Origin of the sequence: Methylobacillus rhizosphaerae (genome assembly GCF_900187985.1) — a bacterium.
GTDB lineage: Bacteria > Pseudomonadota > Gammaproteobacteria > Burkholderiales > Methylophilaceae > Methylobacillus > Methylobacillus rhizosphaerae.
The window spans coordinates 194,463-210,101 of sequence record NZ_FZOA01000001.1; the positions used below are offsets into that span (position 1 = coordinate 194,463).

At 52.9% G+C, this 15,639-nt stretch carries 14 protein-coding genes; 8 read left to right on the top strand and 6 right to left on the bottom strand.

Annotation, left to right across the window (positions count from 1 at the left end; all coding sequences use genetic code 11):
- The first annotated feature begins 46 nt into the window (after positions 1–46).
- The 6 genes from CHB59_RS00955 (at position 47) to CHB59_RS00980 (ending at position 9,496) form a co-directional block, all read left to right on the top strand.
- A complete protein-coding gene (locus CHB59_RS00955; RefSeq protein WP_089374354.1) occupies positions 47–2,137 on the top strand; it encodes a putative bifunctional diguanylate cyclase/phosphodiesterase in 2,091 nt (696 codons plus the stop codon).
- 90 nt (positions 2,138–2,227) lie between these two features.
- Positions 2,228–2,575, top strand: coding sequence for a hypothetical protein (locus CHB59_RS00960; protein ID WP_143738675.1), 348 nt, complete (start codon positions 2,228–2,230; stop codon positions 2,573–2,575).
- 204 nt (positions 2,576–2,779) lie between these two features.
- Complete coding sequence (locus CHB59_RS00965; RefSeq protein WP_089374356.1) at positions 2,780–5,998, top strand: efflux RND transporter permease subunit; 3,219 nt, start codon at positions 2,780–2,782, stop codon at positions 5,996–5,998.
- The gene (locus CHB59_RS00970) at positions 5,988–7,151 is read left to right on the top strand and encodes an efflux RND transporter periplasmic adaptor subunit (RefSeq protein WP_089374357.1); all 1,164 of its coding nucleotides are present in this window, start codon (positions 5,988–5,990) and stop codon (positions 7,149–7,151) included. Before CHB59_RS00965 ends, CHB59_RS00970 begins: the two co-directional genes overlap by 11 nt.
- Entirely contained in the window at positions 7,148–8,575 is a 1,428-nt protein-coding gene (locus CHB59_RS00975) for an efflux transporter outer membrane subunit (protein WP_089374358.1), read from the top strand. The genes CHB59_RS00970 and CHB59_RS00975 overlap by 4 nt, the downstream gene beginning before the upstream one ends.
- Positions 8,576–8,647: 72 nt before the next feature.
- The gene (locus CHB59_RS00980) at positions 8,648–9,496 is read left to right on the top strand and encodes a DMT family transporter (RefSeq protein WP_218816185.1); all 849 of its coding nucleotides are present in this window, start codon (positions 8,648–8,650) and stop codon (positions 9,494–9,496) included.
- 12 nt (positions 9,497–9,508) lie between these two features.
- Here CHB59_RS00980 and CHB59_RS00985 read toward each other — a convergent pair whose 3' ends face one another.
- The 6 genes from CHB59_RS00985 to fae form a co-directional block, all read right to left on the bottom strand.
- Positions 9,509–10,327, bottom strand: coding sequence for an AraC family transcriptional regulator (locus CHB59_RS00985; protein WP_089374359.1), 819 nt, complete (start codon positions 10,325–10,327; stop codon positions 9,509–9,511).
- 18 nt (positions 10,328–10,345) lie between these two features.
- A complete protein-coding gene (locus CHB59_RS00990) occupies positions 10,346–10,936 on the bottom strand; it encodes an ABC-type transport auxiliary lipoprotein family protein (protein WP_089374360.1) in 591 nt (196 codons plus the stop codon).
- 8 nt (positions 10,937–10,944) lie between these two features.
- The gene (locus tag CHB59_RS00995; RefSeq protein WP_089374361.1) at positions 10,945–11,895 is read right to left on the bottom strand and encodes an MlaD family protein; all 951 of its coding nucleotides are present in this window, start codon (positions 11,893–11,895) and stop codon (positions 10,945–10,947) included.
- 3 nt (positions 11,896–11,898) lie between these two features.
- Complete coding sequence (locus tag CHB59_RS01000) at positions 11,899–12,672, bottom strand: ABC transporter ATP-binding protein (RefSeq protein WP_089374362.1); 774 nt, start codon at positions 12,670–12,672, stop codon at positions 11,899–11,901.
- Positions 12,673–12,674: 2 nt separating this feature from the next.
- Positions 12,675–13,793 (bottom strand): MlaE family ABC transporter permease, encoded by a 1,119-nt coding sequence (locus CHB59_RS01005; RefSeq protein ID WP_089374363.1) that lies wholly within the window; start codon positions 13,791–13,793, stop codon positions 12,675–12,677.
- Between the two features lie 105 nt (positions 13,794–13,898).
- A complete protein-coding gene (gene fae / locus CHB59_RS01010; protein WP_089374364.1) occupies positions 13,899–14,447 on the bottom strand; it encodes a formaldehyde-activating enzyme in 549 nt (182 codons plus the stop codon).
- A gap of 152 nt (positions 14,448–14,599) precedes the next feature.
- Between fae and CHB59_RS01015 the strand changes: the two genes are divergently transcribed.
- Both CHB59_RS01015 and CHB59_RS01020 read left to right on the top strand, forming a co-directional pair.
- Positions 14,600–15,019: a secondary thiamine-phosphate synthase enzyme YjbQ gene (locus CHB59_RS01015; RefSeq protein WP_089374365.1), complete on the top strand. Its 420-nt coding sequence runs from the start codon at positions 14,600–14,602 to the stop codon at positions 15,017–15,019.
- Positions 15,020–15,022: 3 nt separating this feature from the next.
- On the top strand, positions 15,023–15,637 hold the full coding sequence (locus CHB59_RS01020) for an NAD(P)H-dependent oxidoreductase (protein WP_089374366.1): 615 nt from the start codon (positions 15,023–15,025) through the stop codon (positions 15,635–15,637).
- Positions 15,638–15,639 lie beyond the last annotated feature (2 nt).

Genomic DNA, 15,639 nt, shown 5'->3' on the forward strand with positions numbered 1-15,639 from the left:
ATGCAGATGGTAAAGAACAGACTCATGTACCGGAAAGTGCGATGTCATGCTGGAAGAATTTTATGACTTGAAACTGGTGGCAATCTCGCTTGCGGTGGCGATGTTTGCCTCATATGTTGCATTGAATATGACCGAACGCGTCAATATTGCACGGGGCGCGATCGCACAGTGGTGGCTGATGGGCAGTGCCGTGACCCTGGGGGTCGGTATCTGGTCCATGCATTTTATCGGTATGCTGGCCCTGCACATGAGTATCCCGCTGGGATACCACCTGGGAATCACGCTGATATCGCTGGCGTTGGCCATTGTGGTGACATGGTTTGCCTTGTATCAGGCAGTACAACCAACGTTGCCAATGAAGCGACTGATCGCTAGTGCCGTAGTCATGGGGTTGGGTGTTGCCAGTATGCATTATCTCGGCATGGAGGCCATGCTGATGGACCCATCGCCGGAATACCAGCCATGGCTGGTGCTGTTGTCGATTCTGATCGCGATCGGGGCTTCTGGAGCCGCCATGTGGATTGCCTTCAGGTTGCGTGGCAGGGAGCGGGGGCGCCGGACGCTATGGCTCCGGATGCTGGCATCGCTGGTGATGGGTAGCGCCATCGGCGGCATGCACTATACCGGTATGCTGGCAGCCAGCTTTCCTCTCGACAGCGTGTGCCGGATGGCCACAGGAGAAAATCTTGATGATCTGACGGTGCTGGTCATTACAGGGGCGTGCATCCTGTGCCTGGTTGCGCTGACCTTGTCGGTTCTGGATGTCAAGCTGGAGCGGCGTATCGGCAAGTGGATGCAGTTGGCGAGCTCTCTGGAAGAGGCCAATCATGAACTGGTTCATCGTACCTTGCACGACCATCTGACAGGGTTGCCCAATCGTACGCTACTGGAAAGCAAGGCGGCAGATATTCTGCAGAAAGCCAGGAAGAACCGGGGCAGCTTTGCTGTCTTGTTCATTGATATTGATGGCTTCAAGACGATTAATGATTCTCTGGGACATTATATTGGCGATACATTGCTGGTTGAGGCCGCAGAAAGATTGCAGCAGGCGGTCAGTGCACAGGATATTGTGGCGCGGCTGGGCGGTGATGAGTTTGTCATTCTGCTGGACGGTGCCAAGTCCGAGGATGCCATACTGGTGGCGGAGAAAATAGCAGACGTTTTTCGGGAACCCTTTATTGCCGAAGAGCGGGAACTATATATTTCCATCAGCATAGGGGTCGCAATCTATCCTGAACATGGCGGTAGCTACCGGGAACTGGCAATCAATGCTGATGCCGCCATGTATTACACCAAGCGCACTGGCCGCAACGGATATTCCTTTTTTGAGTCCTTCATGCATATAGATACGCAGGAGCGGCTGGATATGATGCTGGATCTGGGTGCTGCACTGGAGAAGCGGAAGCTGGTCCTGATGTATCAACCCAAGTTTGATGCCAGTACCGGTGAGGTGGTCGGATTCGAGGGTTTGCTACGCTGGCGGCATCCCAAGCTGGGTACGGTATTGCCAGGCCAGTTTATTTCGCTGGCAGAAAAATCCGGCCTGATTATTCCCATCGGTGAGTGGGTGCTGAATGAAGCATGCAGGCAGATGCGGGAGTGGTATGACACTGGGTATCCGCATTGGCATGTGTCCATCAATCTGTCTGCATTACAGTTTGCACATGAGCGCCTGCTGGAAATCGTCAAGGAAACCCTGGCACGCTGGCAGTTGCCGCCGCAATGCCTGACGCTGGAAATTACAGAGACTGTAGCCATGTACAATGTCAGGTCGACGCTTGACATGATGCATCAGCTGAACCAGTTAGGCGTGCGGATTTCGATTGATGATTTCGGTACCGGATATTCCAGCCTGCTTTACCTCAAGCGTCTGCCTGCACATGAGCTCAAGATTGATCGTGCATTCATCAGCAACCTGGGGCAGGGCAATGAAATGGATGATGAAGCGATCGTGTCTGCCATCATCAATCTGGCACATACCTTGAATTTCAGGGTGGTGGCGGAAGGTGTGGAAACTGCCAAACAGCAGGCTTGTCTGCAACATCTGGGTTGTGATGAGTTGCAGGGGTTCGGGCTGGCATTGCCCATGACTGTTGAGCAGGTCCGGGAGCGCTATGCAAACTATTGCAAGGCTTAGGCGAAAGAGGGGGGCTTTGGTTTATACTTGTTCCCGATATGCGCCTCGCGCAATGATGATAGATGATTAAGGTGTTGGAATATGTTCTGGATGAATAGATTTATATTGTTGATGATGGTGGCATGCACATTATCTGCATGCGGTGGAGCCAGTATGTGGCCGTTTGGGGAAGATGAAGTACGGACCCGCGGACCGGCAGGGTCAACCGAATATGTGTGTGATAAAGACCGTAAATTTTATGTGTTGATACAGGACAGTGGCAATACGGTATGGTTGGCGCTACCTGACCGCGAGTTATCACTGGAGAAGGGTGAGGCTGCAGGACAATATGGCAATGGCATCACCAAGCTGGTGATAGAAGGGGATACAGCCCAGCTTGATGATGGGTATAAGCATGACTTCAACAATTGCCAGGTTTCAGCTCCTGCCAAGAAGTGATAACAGCATAAAGCAGGATCAAGCCGCTCTTGGAGCGGCTTTTTTATTGCCTTGCTGCTGCTCATAATCCCTACTGTGAGTCAGGACAAGATGGCAAGATCAAGCAACAATGTGGCAGTTTTGATTAAGCGCTGCTTGTGCGATATCTGGAATAATTGTTGACTAAATTAGTCCGTCAAATGAATTCACCATGGTAATTCCAGTATGTTAGGTATAGTGCAAGTTGCGCTCAGGCGCCCTTATACGTTTATTGTGATGGCGATCCTGATCATGATCGTCGGTATCTTGTCGGCATTGCGCATGCCGACGGATATTTTTCCGGAGATCCGTATTCCGGTGATCGCAGTGGCCTGGCAGTACACTGGCATGTCGCCTGATCAGATGACTGGCCGGATCATGACGCCATTCCAACGTGTGCTGACGACCACGGTGAATGATATTGAACATATTGAAGCCAATTCCTATACCGGCTTTGGTATCGTCAAGATTTTCTTCCAGCCAGGGGTGAATATTGCCACAGCCAATGCCCAGGTGACAGCGGTTTCCCAGACCATGTTGCGGCAATTGCCGCCAGGCATCCAGCCGCCATTGATCCTGAATTACAATGCATCGACCGTACCTATTTTGCAACTGGCGCTGGCAGGCCAGGGGCTGACAGAGCAAAACCTTGCTGACCTTGGCATGAATGCAATACGTACAAGACTGGTGACTGTACCGGGGGCTGCGCTTCCCTATCCGTTCGGCGGCAAAACGCGCCAGGTACAGATAGACCTTGATCCTGATGCAATGCAGGCGCGCGGTTTGTCAGGCCAGGATGTTGCCAATGCCTTGGCGGCCCAGAACCTGATCCTGCCGGTAGGTACGCAGAAAATAGGTAATTTTGAGTACACGATACAGCTGAATAACGCACCTTCTGCACTCGACGACCTGGGTAACCTTCCTATCAAGGTTGTCAATGGTGCCACTGTGTATATCCGGGATGTAGCGCATGTGCGCGACGGTAATCCACCCCAGACCAATCTCGTACATGTGGATGGTGGCCGTTCGGTCCTGATGTCAGTCTTGAAAAATGGCGCGACTTCCACTCTGGCCATTGTGGCGGGTATCAAGGAGAAACTTGCGGAAATCAAGCCTACCCTGCCTGATGAGCTGGAAGTCCGGCCTATCAATGACCAGTCGATTTTTGTCAGTGCGGCGATTAAAGGTGTGGTGCTGGAGGGGTGTATTGCGGCAGCCCTGACCAGCATCATGATCCTGTTGTTCCTGGGTAGCTGGAGATCTACCGTCATCATTGCCGTTTCCATTCCATTGTCCATTCTCGGAGCAGTGATCGGGCTGGCAATGACTGGGGAAACGCTGAATATCATGACCTTGGGCGGGCTGGCGCTGGCCGTGGGTATTCTGGTGGATGATGCCACGGTGACGATTGAGAACATCAATTGGCATCTGGAGCAAGGTAAGGCGGTAGAGCCTGCTATTCTGGATGGTGCCCGCCAGATTGTGACGCCGGCATTTGTGTCATTGCTGTGTATTTGTATTGTATTTGTGCCGATGTTTTTCCTGGAAGGTGTATCACGCTTTCTGTTTGTGCCTATGGCCGAAGCTGTGATGTTTGCGATGATCAGCTCATTCATACTGTCACGTACGTTAGTGCCCACTATGGCTAAATACCTGCTGAAACCGCATGCGCCGCATACGGATCTGCATGGAAACAACCAGTCATTGCCGCCGTCGCGTAATCCTCTGGTCAGGTTCCAGCGTGGTTTTGAAGGCAAGTTCGAGCATTTTCGTGCAGGATATCGCGGTGTGCTGGAACTGATGCTTGCCAACCGCCGGAAATTTGTTGTTGCTTTCATGGCGTTCATCTTGCTGAGTTTTGCCCTGGTGCCATTCCTGGGTCGTAATTTCTTCCCTGATGTGGATGGTGGGCAGATTCTCATGCATGTACGAGTGCCGGTAGGTACTCGTTTAGAAGATGCTGCGGCAAAGTTTGCCAATATCCAGTCGGCGATCCGCAATATTATTCCTGAGCATGAGGTGGAAACCCTGGTGGACAATATCGGCCTGCCGATCAGTTCAATCAATCTGACCTACAACAACACGGGGATTATGGGAGTGCAGGATGGCGATATCCAGATTGCACTGACCAAGGAGCACCAGCCAACGGCAGGATATATCAAGAGACTGCGTGAGGAGTTGCCACGGCAGTTTCCGGATACTACATTCAGCTTTCCTCCCGCGGATATTGTGAGCCAGATCCTGAATTTTGGTTCTCCGGCGCCAATTGACCTGCAGATTCGCGGCAACAACCTGCATGCGAATTTTGATTATGCCAACAAGCTGGTAGCTGAAATCCGCAAAGTGCCGGGTATTGCGGATGTACGCATCCAGCAGTCCCGTCGCAATCCGGTGCTCAACGTGGATGTTGATCGTTCGCGTGCGCAGGAGGTAGGGCTGAATACCCGTGATGTTACCAATAATATGGTGGTGACCTTGGCGGGCAGCAGCCAGGTGGCACCGACGTTCTGGCTGAATCCGGAAAATGGCGTGTCTTATCCGATTGTGATGCAGACACCGCAGTACCGGATGGATACATTTTCTGCGCTGGAAAACCTGCCGATCAGTGGCAGTGCGCCAGGAGCCACGCCACAAATTCTTGGCGGGCTGGCTACTTTCTCTCGCAGTAATGCCAATGCGTTGGTCAGCCAGTATGACATCCAGCCCATGGTGCAGATCAATGCGGCTACACAAGGGCGCGACCTTGGCGCTGTAGCCAAGGATATCCGCCAGATTCTGGCTGAGCAAGCCGACAATGTGCCCAAGGGTTCCAGTGTTGCGCTGCTGGGGCAGGTGCAGACCATGGAGCAGGCATTCTCGGGCCTGCTGTTTGGCCTGGTGGGCGCCATTGTGCTGATTTATCTGTTGATTGTCGTGAACTTCCAGTCCTGGAGTGATTCATTCGTCATTATCAGTGCCTTGCCAGCGGCTATTGCCGGGATTGTCTGGATGCTGTTTGCCAGCTTTACTCCCTTGTCTGTGCCGGCTCTGACCGGTGCCATCATGTGTATGGGGGTTGCAACAGCGAACAGTGTGCTGGTGATCAGTTTCGCGCGCGAAAGACTGGCCGAACTCGGTGACGCAACCCAGGCTGCCATTGAGGCGGGTTTTGTGCGCTTCCGTCCTGTGCTGATGACTGCCCTGGCCATGATGATCGGTATGGCACCCATGGCGCTTGGACTTGGAGAAGGGGGCGAACAGAATGCACCGCTTGGACGCGCAGTGATTGGTGGCCTGTTGTTTGCAACAGTGACAACGCTGATCTTTGTGCCTGTCGTGTTCAGTATTGTGCATCGTCATTATCGTAAAACCGATGCAGAAAAGAATGTAGAGAATTTGAATAATGGAGAAGTCAATGTCGTCTGATCTTAGTGCGCCACGTCGTACAGTACGGAGAGGCAGTTTGGTAGTTGCCCTGGTGGCCACTGTGATCGTGGTGTATGGGTTGAGTATCCGCGCCAAGGAAAATGAGGTGTTGAAGCAATGGACGAATGAGCAGGCCATTCCTGCCGTGACGCTGATCAATCCGACGACTGGCAGCAATGCCCGGGCGTTGGAGCTTCCGGCACGTCTGGAAGCGTTGGCGCGTGCCCCGATTTATGCTCGCGTCAGTGGTTACCTCAAACAGTGGCATGCTGATATAGGCAGCCCGGTCAAAGCTGGTCAGCTACTAGGGGAAATTGAAACGCCAGATCTGGATCAGCAGTTACTACAAGCCAAGGCTGATGTGGCAAGTGCCAAGGTGAATGCCGAGCTGGCCGGAACGACTGCTCGGCGTTGGCAATCCATGCTGAATACTGATTCAGTATCGAAGCAGGAAGTGGACGAGCGTCTGGGTGATTATGCTGCCAAGCAGGCAATTCTGCAGGCGGCTCAGGCAAACCTGGACCGCATGCAGGCCACCAAGGGCTTTACACGGCTGGTAGCTCCTTTTGCTGGCGTTGTGACAGCGCGGACAACGGATATTGGTGCTTTGATCAATGCCGGTGAGTCAGGTCAGCCACTGTTTGTGGTATCAGATACCAGTAAGCTGCGTTTGTATGTCAACGTACCACAGAATTATGTCCCGGCCATTACCAAGGGTGCAGTAGCCAAAGTCAGCATTCCGGGACAACCTGGCAAGGTGTATACAGCGACTCTTGTTGCTTCGGCACCAGCTGTTGATGTTGCATCGGGGACGGCTTTGTTCCAGTTCATGGTGCCGAATGATGGCGGGGAATTGCTGCCAGGTGGTTTTGCCCGTGTCAGTATTGAGTTGCCTGCAGATAAAGCAACGCTGAGTATTCCTGCCAGTGCCTTGATCATCCGCCAGGATGGAGTGCAGGTGGCAACACTGGACGAGCATGACAGGGTCATGCTGAAAACTATCACTATTGCCCGTGATCTGGGCAAGACCATAGAAATCAGTGCGGGTCTTGAGGCCAGTGACAGATTGGTCGATAGTCCTCTGGATGATATTGCTGACGGTCTCCAGGTACAGGTGGTTTCCAAGCCTGATGCAGGAGCCAGTAAGTCATGAAGATGAACAGGCATGTGCTGTCATTCAGCCTGCTCGCTGTATTGGGGGCGTGCTCATTTGCACCGGAATTGAAGCTGCCTGAAGTCCCGGTTGCACAGGCTTATAAGGAAATAGAGCCCTGGGTGCCGGCCCAGCCGGGAGATGAATTGCCACGTGGAGCCTGGTGGACTTTATATGGGGACGCTGGACTGAATACCCTGCAAGATCAGCTGGTGGCAGGCAATCCCAATCTGGCAGTCGCGTTGGCACGGTATGAGCAAGCAGCAGCATACAGCCAGCAGGCGCGTTCTGCTCTGTTTCCCTCCTTATCCGCGAATGGCCAGGCCGGACGCAACAGGGTATCGGAGAACCGTCCTCTGGTGCCAGCCAACTCATCAATTCCTCCTACCTATTCAAATTACAGTATTGGGTTACAGGCAAGCTATGAGCTGGACTTGTGGGAGCGCGTACGCAATACAGTGCAGGCAGGGGATGCGGAGGCCGTGGCTGCTCAGGCAGACCTTGAGTCTGCCCGCTTGAGTCTGCAAGCTCAGCTTGCAGACAATTACATTGTGCTGCGTGGATTAGATCAGCAATTACACCTGCTGCAGGAAACTGTGCAGGCCAGGGATAAGGCATTGGCAGTGACACAGACACGACATGATGCCGGTATTGTGCCAGGCATGGATGTCAGCCGTGCGCAGACACAGCTGGAATCCGCTCGGTCCCAGCTTGAGCAGGTCAAGGCACAGCGTGCCATTGTCGAGCATGCCATTGCTGTGCTGGTAGGGGAGTCGCCATCCAGTTTCAGCATGGCTGACAATACTGCAGAGATTGCATTGCCCCATATCCCCGTGGCATTACCTTCCACTTTGTTGCAGCGCAGGCCGGATATTGCTGCAGCACAACGACGGGTCGAAGCTGCCAATGCCAGTGTGGGCGTGGCAAAGACTGCTTTTTTCCCGGCATTGAGCCTGGGAGCAGCGTTGGGATACCAGAGCATTTCGACCGGCAACTGGTTGAGCGCACCAAGCAATTTCTGGTCTATCGGCCCGACCATGGTGTTCCAGTTATTTGATGGCGGACGTCGTAAGGCGCAAGTGGCACAGGCGGAAGCGGTGCTGAGCGAAAATGGGGCACGTTATCGTGGCGTGGTGCTGGAAGCATTCCAGCAAGTGGAAGACAATCTTGCGCGCCTTAACCATTACCGTAGTGCGGCAGATGCCGAGCGGCTGGCTGCAGCGTCGGCACAAAAGACGCTGGATTTTGCCTTGAATCGTTATCGTGAAGGGGCGGCTAATTATCTGGAAGTGACTTCAGCCCAGACGCAGGCGCTGGATACCCAGCGTGAGTTGCTGACGTTGAATGTCAGTCAGCTGCGTGCCAGCGTTGAGTTGGTGCGCGCCCTGGGAGGCGGCTGGCAGCAATCGCAGGCGGCTGAGTAAGCAGGGAGTGTTGACGCTGAAAATTGAGTGTTGGATTGTTTAGCCTGAATTCAGGCTGACAGAATGATGGTCATGAAAAACCTTTTCTCCTCCTATGGCGCAACTGCATTGTTCGTGCTGTTGTGGAGCAGTGGGGCAATTTTCTCACGTTGGGGTCTGGATCATAGTTCAGCATTTGCTATCCTGGTCTGGCGCTTCGGCCTGGCGCTCCTTGCTCTTGCTGCAATTGCCGCCTATCGCAAGCGATTGTGCGTGAGGGATAGCCTGAACTGGCAGGTTGCCGTGACGGGCTTGTTATTGATCGGCGGATACTCGGTTTTCTATTTCTTGTCCCTGGAACAAGGCATGACGCCTGGTGTATTGGCGACCGTGCTTGGGGTGCAACCTATTCTTACCTTGATGTTTGTCGAGCGCCGTGTTTCGCTGCTGCGCATTGCCGGGTTGGTGATCGCGCTCCTGGGCCTGGTACTTGTGGTGTCGCAAAGTTTGATCAACGTGCATCTTTCGTTCTCAGGTATGGCATATGCCCTTTTATCACTGGGCAGCATGACGGTCGGGGCAATACTCCAGAAGAAGATTCAACAGTCGCCCGAGGATGTATTACCTTTGCAATACCTTGTCAGCCTGGTTTTGTGCCTCATTTTCCTGCCATTCAAGCCCTATCATATGGAGTGGGTGGTTGGTTTCGTTGTGCCATGGTTATGGTTGGGTCTGATTATTTCCGTAGTGGCGCAGCTTCTACTGTATCGGATGATCAAGGCAGGTAATCTGGTCAATGTGACCAGCCTGTTCTATCTGGTGCCGGTTATTACTGCGGTCATGGATTATATCTTTCTCGGAAATGTGATGTCGGCGTTGAGCATGGTGGGGATGCTGACGATCATTATCGGCCTGGTGGTGACATTCAGGCATGCAAACTGACTGATTTGAGGGTCAGGCTTGTGCCTGAGACCAGCGTGTCTGGTAATTGCTGGGTGACTCACCCATGGTGCGGGAAAACATGCTGGTAAAACCTGCCGTACTTTCATAACCCAGTGCGATGGCAGTGTTGGTGACGCTCTGGCCATCTATGAGCATTTCTACCGCCCTGATCAGACATAGCTGCTGGCGCCATGCAGAAAATGTCAGGCCGGTTTCTTTCACGAACAAGCGTGCAAGAGTGCGTGTACTGGCGCCAGCCACGCTGGCCCATTGTTCGATGTTCCGGTCATCCCCTGGATTGTGATGCAGGCTCTCAGTCACCTTGCGTAAGCGTGCATCCCGGCCTTCCGGCAGGAAAAGTGGTGCTTGTTGCGCCATGCCAATCTGGTCGATTAATACCTGCATCAACCTGTGCTCCGCGCTGTTAAGTGAGTACTGGTTATCGATGGCCACAGCCTGCAATACCAGCTCGCGCAACAAAGGAGTCAGCTTGATAACACAACAGTGCCTGGGTAGTGGGGCAAGCAGTTCTGGCGCAATCAGCACGGTTCGCATTTCTGATGCCTGGGCGTAGGTGACGCCATGTATGGCTGCCGCGGGTATCCAGCATGCTCGCCCGGGAGGCGTGATCCAGGAGCCATCCCGTGTTTCCACTCGCATACTGCCCGAAATGATGAACATGAGCTGGCCACGTCTATGGGCGTGGGTTTCTACCTGCCAGCCTTTGGAGTATGTACCCACTCTCGCTACAACTGGTAACAGGGACTGATCTGGGTCAGGGCCTACACCGTTCAGGTCAGTGAAGACCGGATGAATTCTCGTGTCTGGCATCAGGGACTGGATTGCGCGTCAGCTGCTTGGCTGGCAGTCAGCCGCTGCACTGGTTGCACTGGCCCAATCGGCAGCTTGCTGCAATGCTGCTGTACTGGCCGTATCAAGTGCATTGACACCACCTTTTGCATCTGCGCTACCTGCCGTACTTTGTGCTGAAATCAAGGTAGTGCTGATCCGCTGCCGTGAGCGGTTTTCTATGATGCTGGCTTGCAGTTGCACAATGCCATGACTGCTGTCTGCTGTATCAAATACCTGATCAAATGCCACAATTTGCAATTTCAGGCTGCAGGACGATTTGCTGGCATTGGTCTTGTCGATTTTCTGGCGCACCAGATCCACAGGCAGGGTAGACCAGCGACTTTCCGCGTACGAGAAAATCTGCGCAGGATTCTTGTAGTTGAGACGATAGCGGATATTGCTATGCTGGATGGCATTGCTTGCATTCAATTCTGCAACCGGCAGGTTGAAAGTAACGCGCTGGGTTGCAGATTGCAAACCGAAGTCATAAAAATCCAGCTGTTTGGCTTCTGGCTTGATTGAGCTGACACATGCGCTCAACGCAATAGGTGACAGCAGGAGGATGGCAATGGGAGATGTAATGCGCATGAAATACCTCATTGTGCAGATCTGAATCCGGATTCACCGGGGCCTGGACGAACTTCCGGTTTGCCGAAAATCAGGCTTTGCGGATTTTCCTCCAACATGTCCAGCAGGCGACTGATGCGTCGCGCATCGTCATTGGCATTGGTCGTCAACTCATTCAGGCGCGGCAGGGTTTCGCTGTTGAGCGTATCGCCAATCTGGCTGGTACTGTTGCGGATATCCCCGGTCATACTGCGTACGTCTTGTATTGTGTTAGTCAACTCATTAAGGAGTGGGGTAGCGGCATTGCTTGCCTCATTGAGGTTGCTCAGTGCCTGTGAGAATTGCTGCTGGTTCTGTTCTGACATGAGTTGGCTGATTTTGCCGAATGCCTCATTGGCCGAGGCCAGTACTGGTTCCAGGTTTGAGGATGCCTGTTCCAGGTTCGCCAGTGTTTTGTTCAAGGTTTGCACATCAATGCTTTGTACCACGGTGCTGGCCTGTTCTACGGTAGTTACGCCATGATTGATGAAGGCTTCCACTTTGTCCACCAGTTGCGGTACGCGTTCGGATATCCGGTCGATCAGAGAAGGCCGCATGGTGATGAAGGAGCCGGGGGGGATTTGTTCGCCTGCATCGTTCAGGTCGTTCAGGTCTATATAGGCCAGTCCAGTCACCCCTTGGGCGCGCAATTCGGCGTACGCATCCTTGGTCAGGTGGAGTTTCTCATCAACACGGATCGTGATTTCAATGGAGGATTGCGAGTCGGGATCAAGTGCAATATCCGACACTTTGCCGACATTGACGCCACGGAATTTGACCGATGCTTCCTGGCTGAGGCCGGTGACAGGTTGCTTGGAAATAATCCTGTACTCCATGAATGCCTGGCGACTGCCACTCATCCACCAGAATGCAAAAGCGAGAATGCCGACCAGAATCAGTGTAATGATGCCGACGGCGAAAGCGTGAGCGCGATTTTCCATAAATTATCCAGTTCTTTCCAGTCTGACACGAATCCCCTGGAAAAAGTTTTGTACAAAGGGGTGGTCGATATGCCCCAATTCCTGCAGGCTGCAATTGGCTACGATGCGTTGATCGGCGAGGACGGCGACTTTGTCGCTCAATGACACCAGGGTGTCCAGATCATGTGTGACAAAGATCACTGTTAGCCCCAATGCATGTTTAATTTGCTTGATCAACTCTACAAAATTTTCGCTGCGTTCGGGGTCGAGCCCTGCTGTGGGCTCATCCAGCAACAGTAGTTCCGGCTCCAATGCCAGGGCGCGGGCTAGGGCCACGCGCTTGATCATGCCTCCCGAAAGTTGTGAAGGTAGTCTGTTGCCTGCATCGGGCTCCATTTCCACCAGAGACAGTTTATGCAATACCAGTTGCCTGATGGTGGCTTCATTAAACTGCCTGAGTTCCCGTAATGGAAAAGCAATATTATCAAATACGCTGAGTGCGGAGAATAATGCGCCTTGCTGGAACAGCATGCCCAGCCTATTCATCAAGCGTTGTTGCGGTACCCTGTCCATGGCATGCAGGTTCTTGCCAAAAAGCAATACTTCGCCTCGGGTTGGCTGTGTCAATCCTACAATATGCCGGAGTAATGTGGTTTTGCCGCTGCCCGATCCCCCTACCAGGGAGACAACTTCGCCAGCATTGATGGTGAGTTCGAGATCCTGGTGAATAATATTGCGGCCAAATACGGTCCATAGTTTGTGGATTTCACAGATCGGACGGGGGGCTGGAGTACTCATAATCAGACTCCAATGCTGCTGGTGAGGATGGCGAAGCTGGCATCGATCAGGATGACACAGGTGATGGCTGTCACGACAGAGCTGGTTGTGCTGCGGCTGAGGCTTTCAGTATTGGGCTTGATGCGCAGGCCGAAGTGGCAGGCCATGATGGCGACAATAAAGCCGAACATGAGTCCCTTGATCAGGCCTAGCGTGATATTGACGGGCTGTACTACCGTGGCCAGATACTCGAAAAAGAAACGGAATCCAAGGCCCAATTCAATATTGGCGGAAATCGCACCTCCGAGCAGTGCCCAGACGGAAGTCCATATGACCAGGAAGGGTGCAATGAAAGTAAGTCCTAACACCTTGGGCAATACGACCCGGAGGATACGTGATATACCCATGGTGGCAAGCGCATCAATTTCTTCCGTCACGCGCATGACGCCGATCTGTGCTGCCATGGCGGAACCGGAACGGCCGGCAATCAGCACGGCCATGAGGATAGGACCTAACTCGCGTATCACTGCGAGCCCCAGAATATTGACGATGAAAATGTCAGCGCCGAATGTGCGTAACTGGGTTGCCATCAGGAAACTCATGGCAATGCCGATCATGAAGCCCAGCAAGGCGGTGACTGGCAGGGCGGTAATGCCGCTTTTGTAGATGTTGGCACTGAATTCGCGCCAGGGGAAATCTTGCGGTCGGCGCAGGAGATATGCCAGCTCCAGTACGAGCAGCCCCAGCAGTTTGACAAAATCTGCAATGTGGCTGCTAAGGAAGATCGTCAGCCTTCCTGCATTGGTGATTAGTCTCAGCGAATCAAGTGAGAATGCTTTTGCAGGAGGCAATTGCGGAATATCCGCTAGCGATGTGAACAATGCGCGTTGCTGGTCGGTGAGTGTTACCTTATCGTCAAGATGGCTGCCCCAGCCATTCTGTAACACGGCAGCACCGGCAGTATCCAGTTGTTCAACATGGGTGATATCCCATTGGACAGTATTGTCAGCAAAGTAAGGTTTGAGCGCTTTACGCAACTGGGCGAAATCGTTATCCAGGTCGCGTAACGACCACTGGCCGTAGAGGGTAACGTGTTTGTTGCCCTGGCTGTTATGCTCGACCTGAAAGCTTGCTGCTGCCATGAACGTCCTCGTGAAGTATGCAGGGGATGCTGAACAACATTGGAACTGGAGATACAGACCCGGAAAACGGCTCCGCAGTCTGTATCGCCAAGGTTATAACAGAGCTTAAATCTTGCCGTCCAGCCCCATTTGGAAATATTTATGCACAATTTTTTCCTGATTTTCCAGCAGCCAGTCGATGTCAGGTTTATTGCTCATGGCCTTGTGAATGGCATTGGCAGTCGCCTTGCGGTGGATATCGAATAGTATCTGATGGTCCAGGTCATCCTGCTCTACCACGATGGGATTGAGCCAGACTGAAACAATGATGCCCAGATCATTGGCTTTTTCTTTGGGGATGTCGCCATTACGGACTGCATCCAGCACGCCATTGGCGATGGCGGCTTGCACGGTGCCCATGAGGATGTTGGTATAACGCTCATTCTTCACGGTGACTTTGCTGACCATGATGGTGGCTGGGCGCACCATGATATCCGTATTCAGGATGGCAAGTACGCGAGAATGTCCTTTGACCTGGTCGCCGAGCAGTGTGCCAAAGGCGGTACCCATCGGGCCATTCATTTCACCAATGATGACTTCAGGTTCTGCCGCTGTTCCCGGAGGGCCTCCTGCGACCAGGGCCTCGCCAACGCGCATATAAATCTTGTCACTCACTTGTTTCTCCTTGATAGTAGATGGAATGGAAATCTCAATTCTGATTAGTTGTAACTTAAATTCCGGGCAATTGCAAAGATGCCGGTGAGTCACTCAATGACAACGGTGAGCCGCTATAATTTCCAAATTCACTATTTTATCAAGGCAGGAATATGAAAAGTTATCGTAAAGAACTATGGTTCAATGCACCATCCAGGGTTGCATTCATCAATATTACTCATGAGGTGGAAGCTTGCCTGCGGGAAAGCGGGATACGTGAAGGATTGGTGCTGGTAAATGCCATGCATATTACGGCCAGTGTCTTTATCAATGATGATGAGTCCGGCCTGCATCATGACTATCGTGAATGGCTGGAGCGCCTCGCGCCGCACGAGCCGATCCGTAACTATCGTCATAACGATACCGGTGAGGATAATGCCGATGCGCACATGAAGCGCCAGGTGATGGGACGGGAGGTGGTGGTGGCCATCACGGAAGGGCGCCTGGATTTTGGTCCGTGGGAGCAGATTTTCTATGGTGAGTTTGATGGCCGCCGCAAGAAGCGTGTGCTGGTGAAGATTATTGGTGATTGATCATTGAAAAAGCGTGTATTGGTAGTGGTGGCTCACCCCGTCATGGAAGGCTCGCGTATCAACCGAGCCTTGCTGGAGGCGGCTACAGGTTGTGAGTGTGTCCAGGTGCATGATCTCTATGCCACATATCCTGAGCAGATGATTGATGTATCGCATGAGCAGGCATTGGTATTCCAGCATGATGTGCTGGTGTTTCAGCATCCTCTGCACTGGTACTCCTGTCCCGCATTGCTGAAGAGCTGGCTGGATATGGTGTTGAGCTATGGCTGGGCGCACGGGGATGTGTCTACCCAACTTGCCGGCAAGAGCTGGGTACATGCGATCTCCACAGGCGGGGCTGACAGTGTCTATCAGCGCCGTGGGTACCATCATTTCACGCTCGCTGAGCTATTGCGCCCTTTCGAGCAGAGCGCACGTTTGTGCAATATGCAGTATTTGCAGCCGTTCCTTACCCAGGCGACGGACACGCTCAGTGATACGGCGTTGCAAGCGCAGGCAGATAGTTATGCGGCCTGGTTGAAAGAGCTGGCGGAAGGAGATGGACCGCCTGTCGTGGAAAGCGTGCAGGCAGAAGAGGCACAGTACCTGGAGCCAGTTCGTGATGTGAAAGATATATAACT

Coding starts and splice junctions, on each gene's coding strand:
- CHB59_RS00955 (WP_089374354.1), top strand. CDS start 47: ATGCTGGAAGAATTTTATGACTTGAAACTGGTGGCAATCTCGCTTGCG.
- CHB59_RS00960 (WP_143738675.1), top strand. CDS start 2,228: ATGAATAGATTTATATTGTTGATGATGGTGGCATGCACATTATCTGCA.
- CHB59_RS00965 (WP_089374356.1), top strand. CDS start 2,780: ATGTTAGGTATAGTGCAAGTTGCGCTCAGGCGCCCTTATACGTTTATT.
- CHB59_RS00970 (WP_089374357.1), top strand. CDS start 5,988: ATGTCGTCTGATCTTAGTGCGCCACGTCGTACAGTACGGAGAGGCAGT.
- CHB59_RS00975 (WP_089374358.1), top strand. CDS start 7,148: ATGAAGATGAACAGGCATGTGCTGTCATTCAGCCTGCTCGCTGTATTG.
- CHB59_RS00980 (WP_218816185.1), top strand. CDS start 8,648: ATGAAAAACCTTTTCTCCTCCTATGGCGCAACTGCATTGTTCGTGCTG.
- CHB59_RS00985 (WP_089374359.1), bottom strand. CDS start 10,327: ATGCCAGACACGAGAATTCATCCGGTCTTCACTGACCTGAACGGTGTA.
- CHB59_RS00990 (WP_089374360.1), bottom strand. CDS start 10,936: ATGCGCATTACATCTCCCATTGCCATCCTCCTGCTGTCACCTATTGCG.
- CHB59_RS00995 (WP_089374361.1), bottom strand. CDS start 11,895: ATGGAAAATCGCGCTCACGCTTTCGCCGTCGGCATCATTACACTGATT.
- CHB59_RS01000 (WP_089374362.1), bottom strand. CDS start 12,672: ATGAGTACTCCAGCCCCCCGTCCGATCTGTGAAATCCACAAACTATGG.
- CHB59_RS01005 (WP_089374363.1), bottom strand. CDS start 13,793: ATGGCAGCAGCAAGCTTTCAGGTCGAGCATAACAGCCAGGGCAACAAA.
- CHB59_RS01015 (WP_089374365.1), top strand. CDS start 14,600: ATGAAAAGTTATCGTAAAGAACTATGGTTCAATGCACCATCCAGGGTT.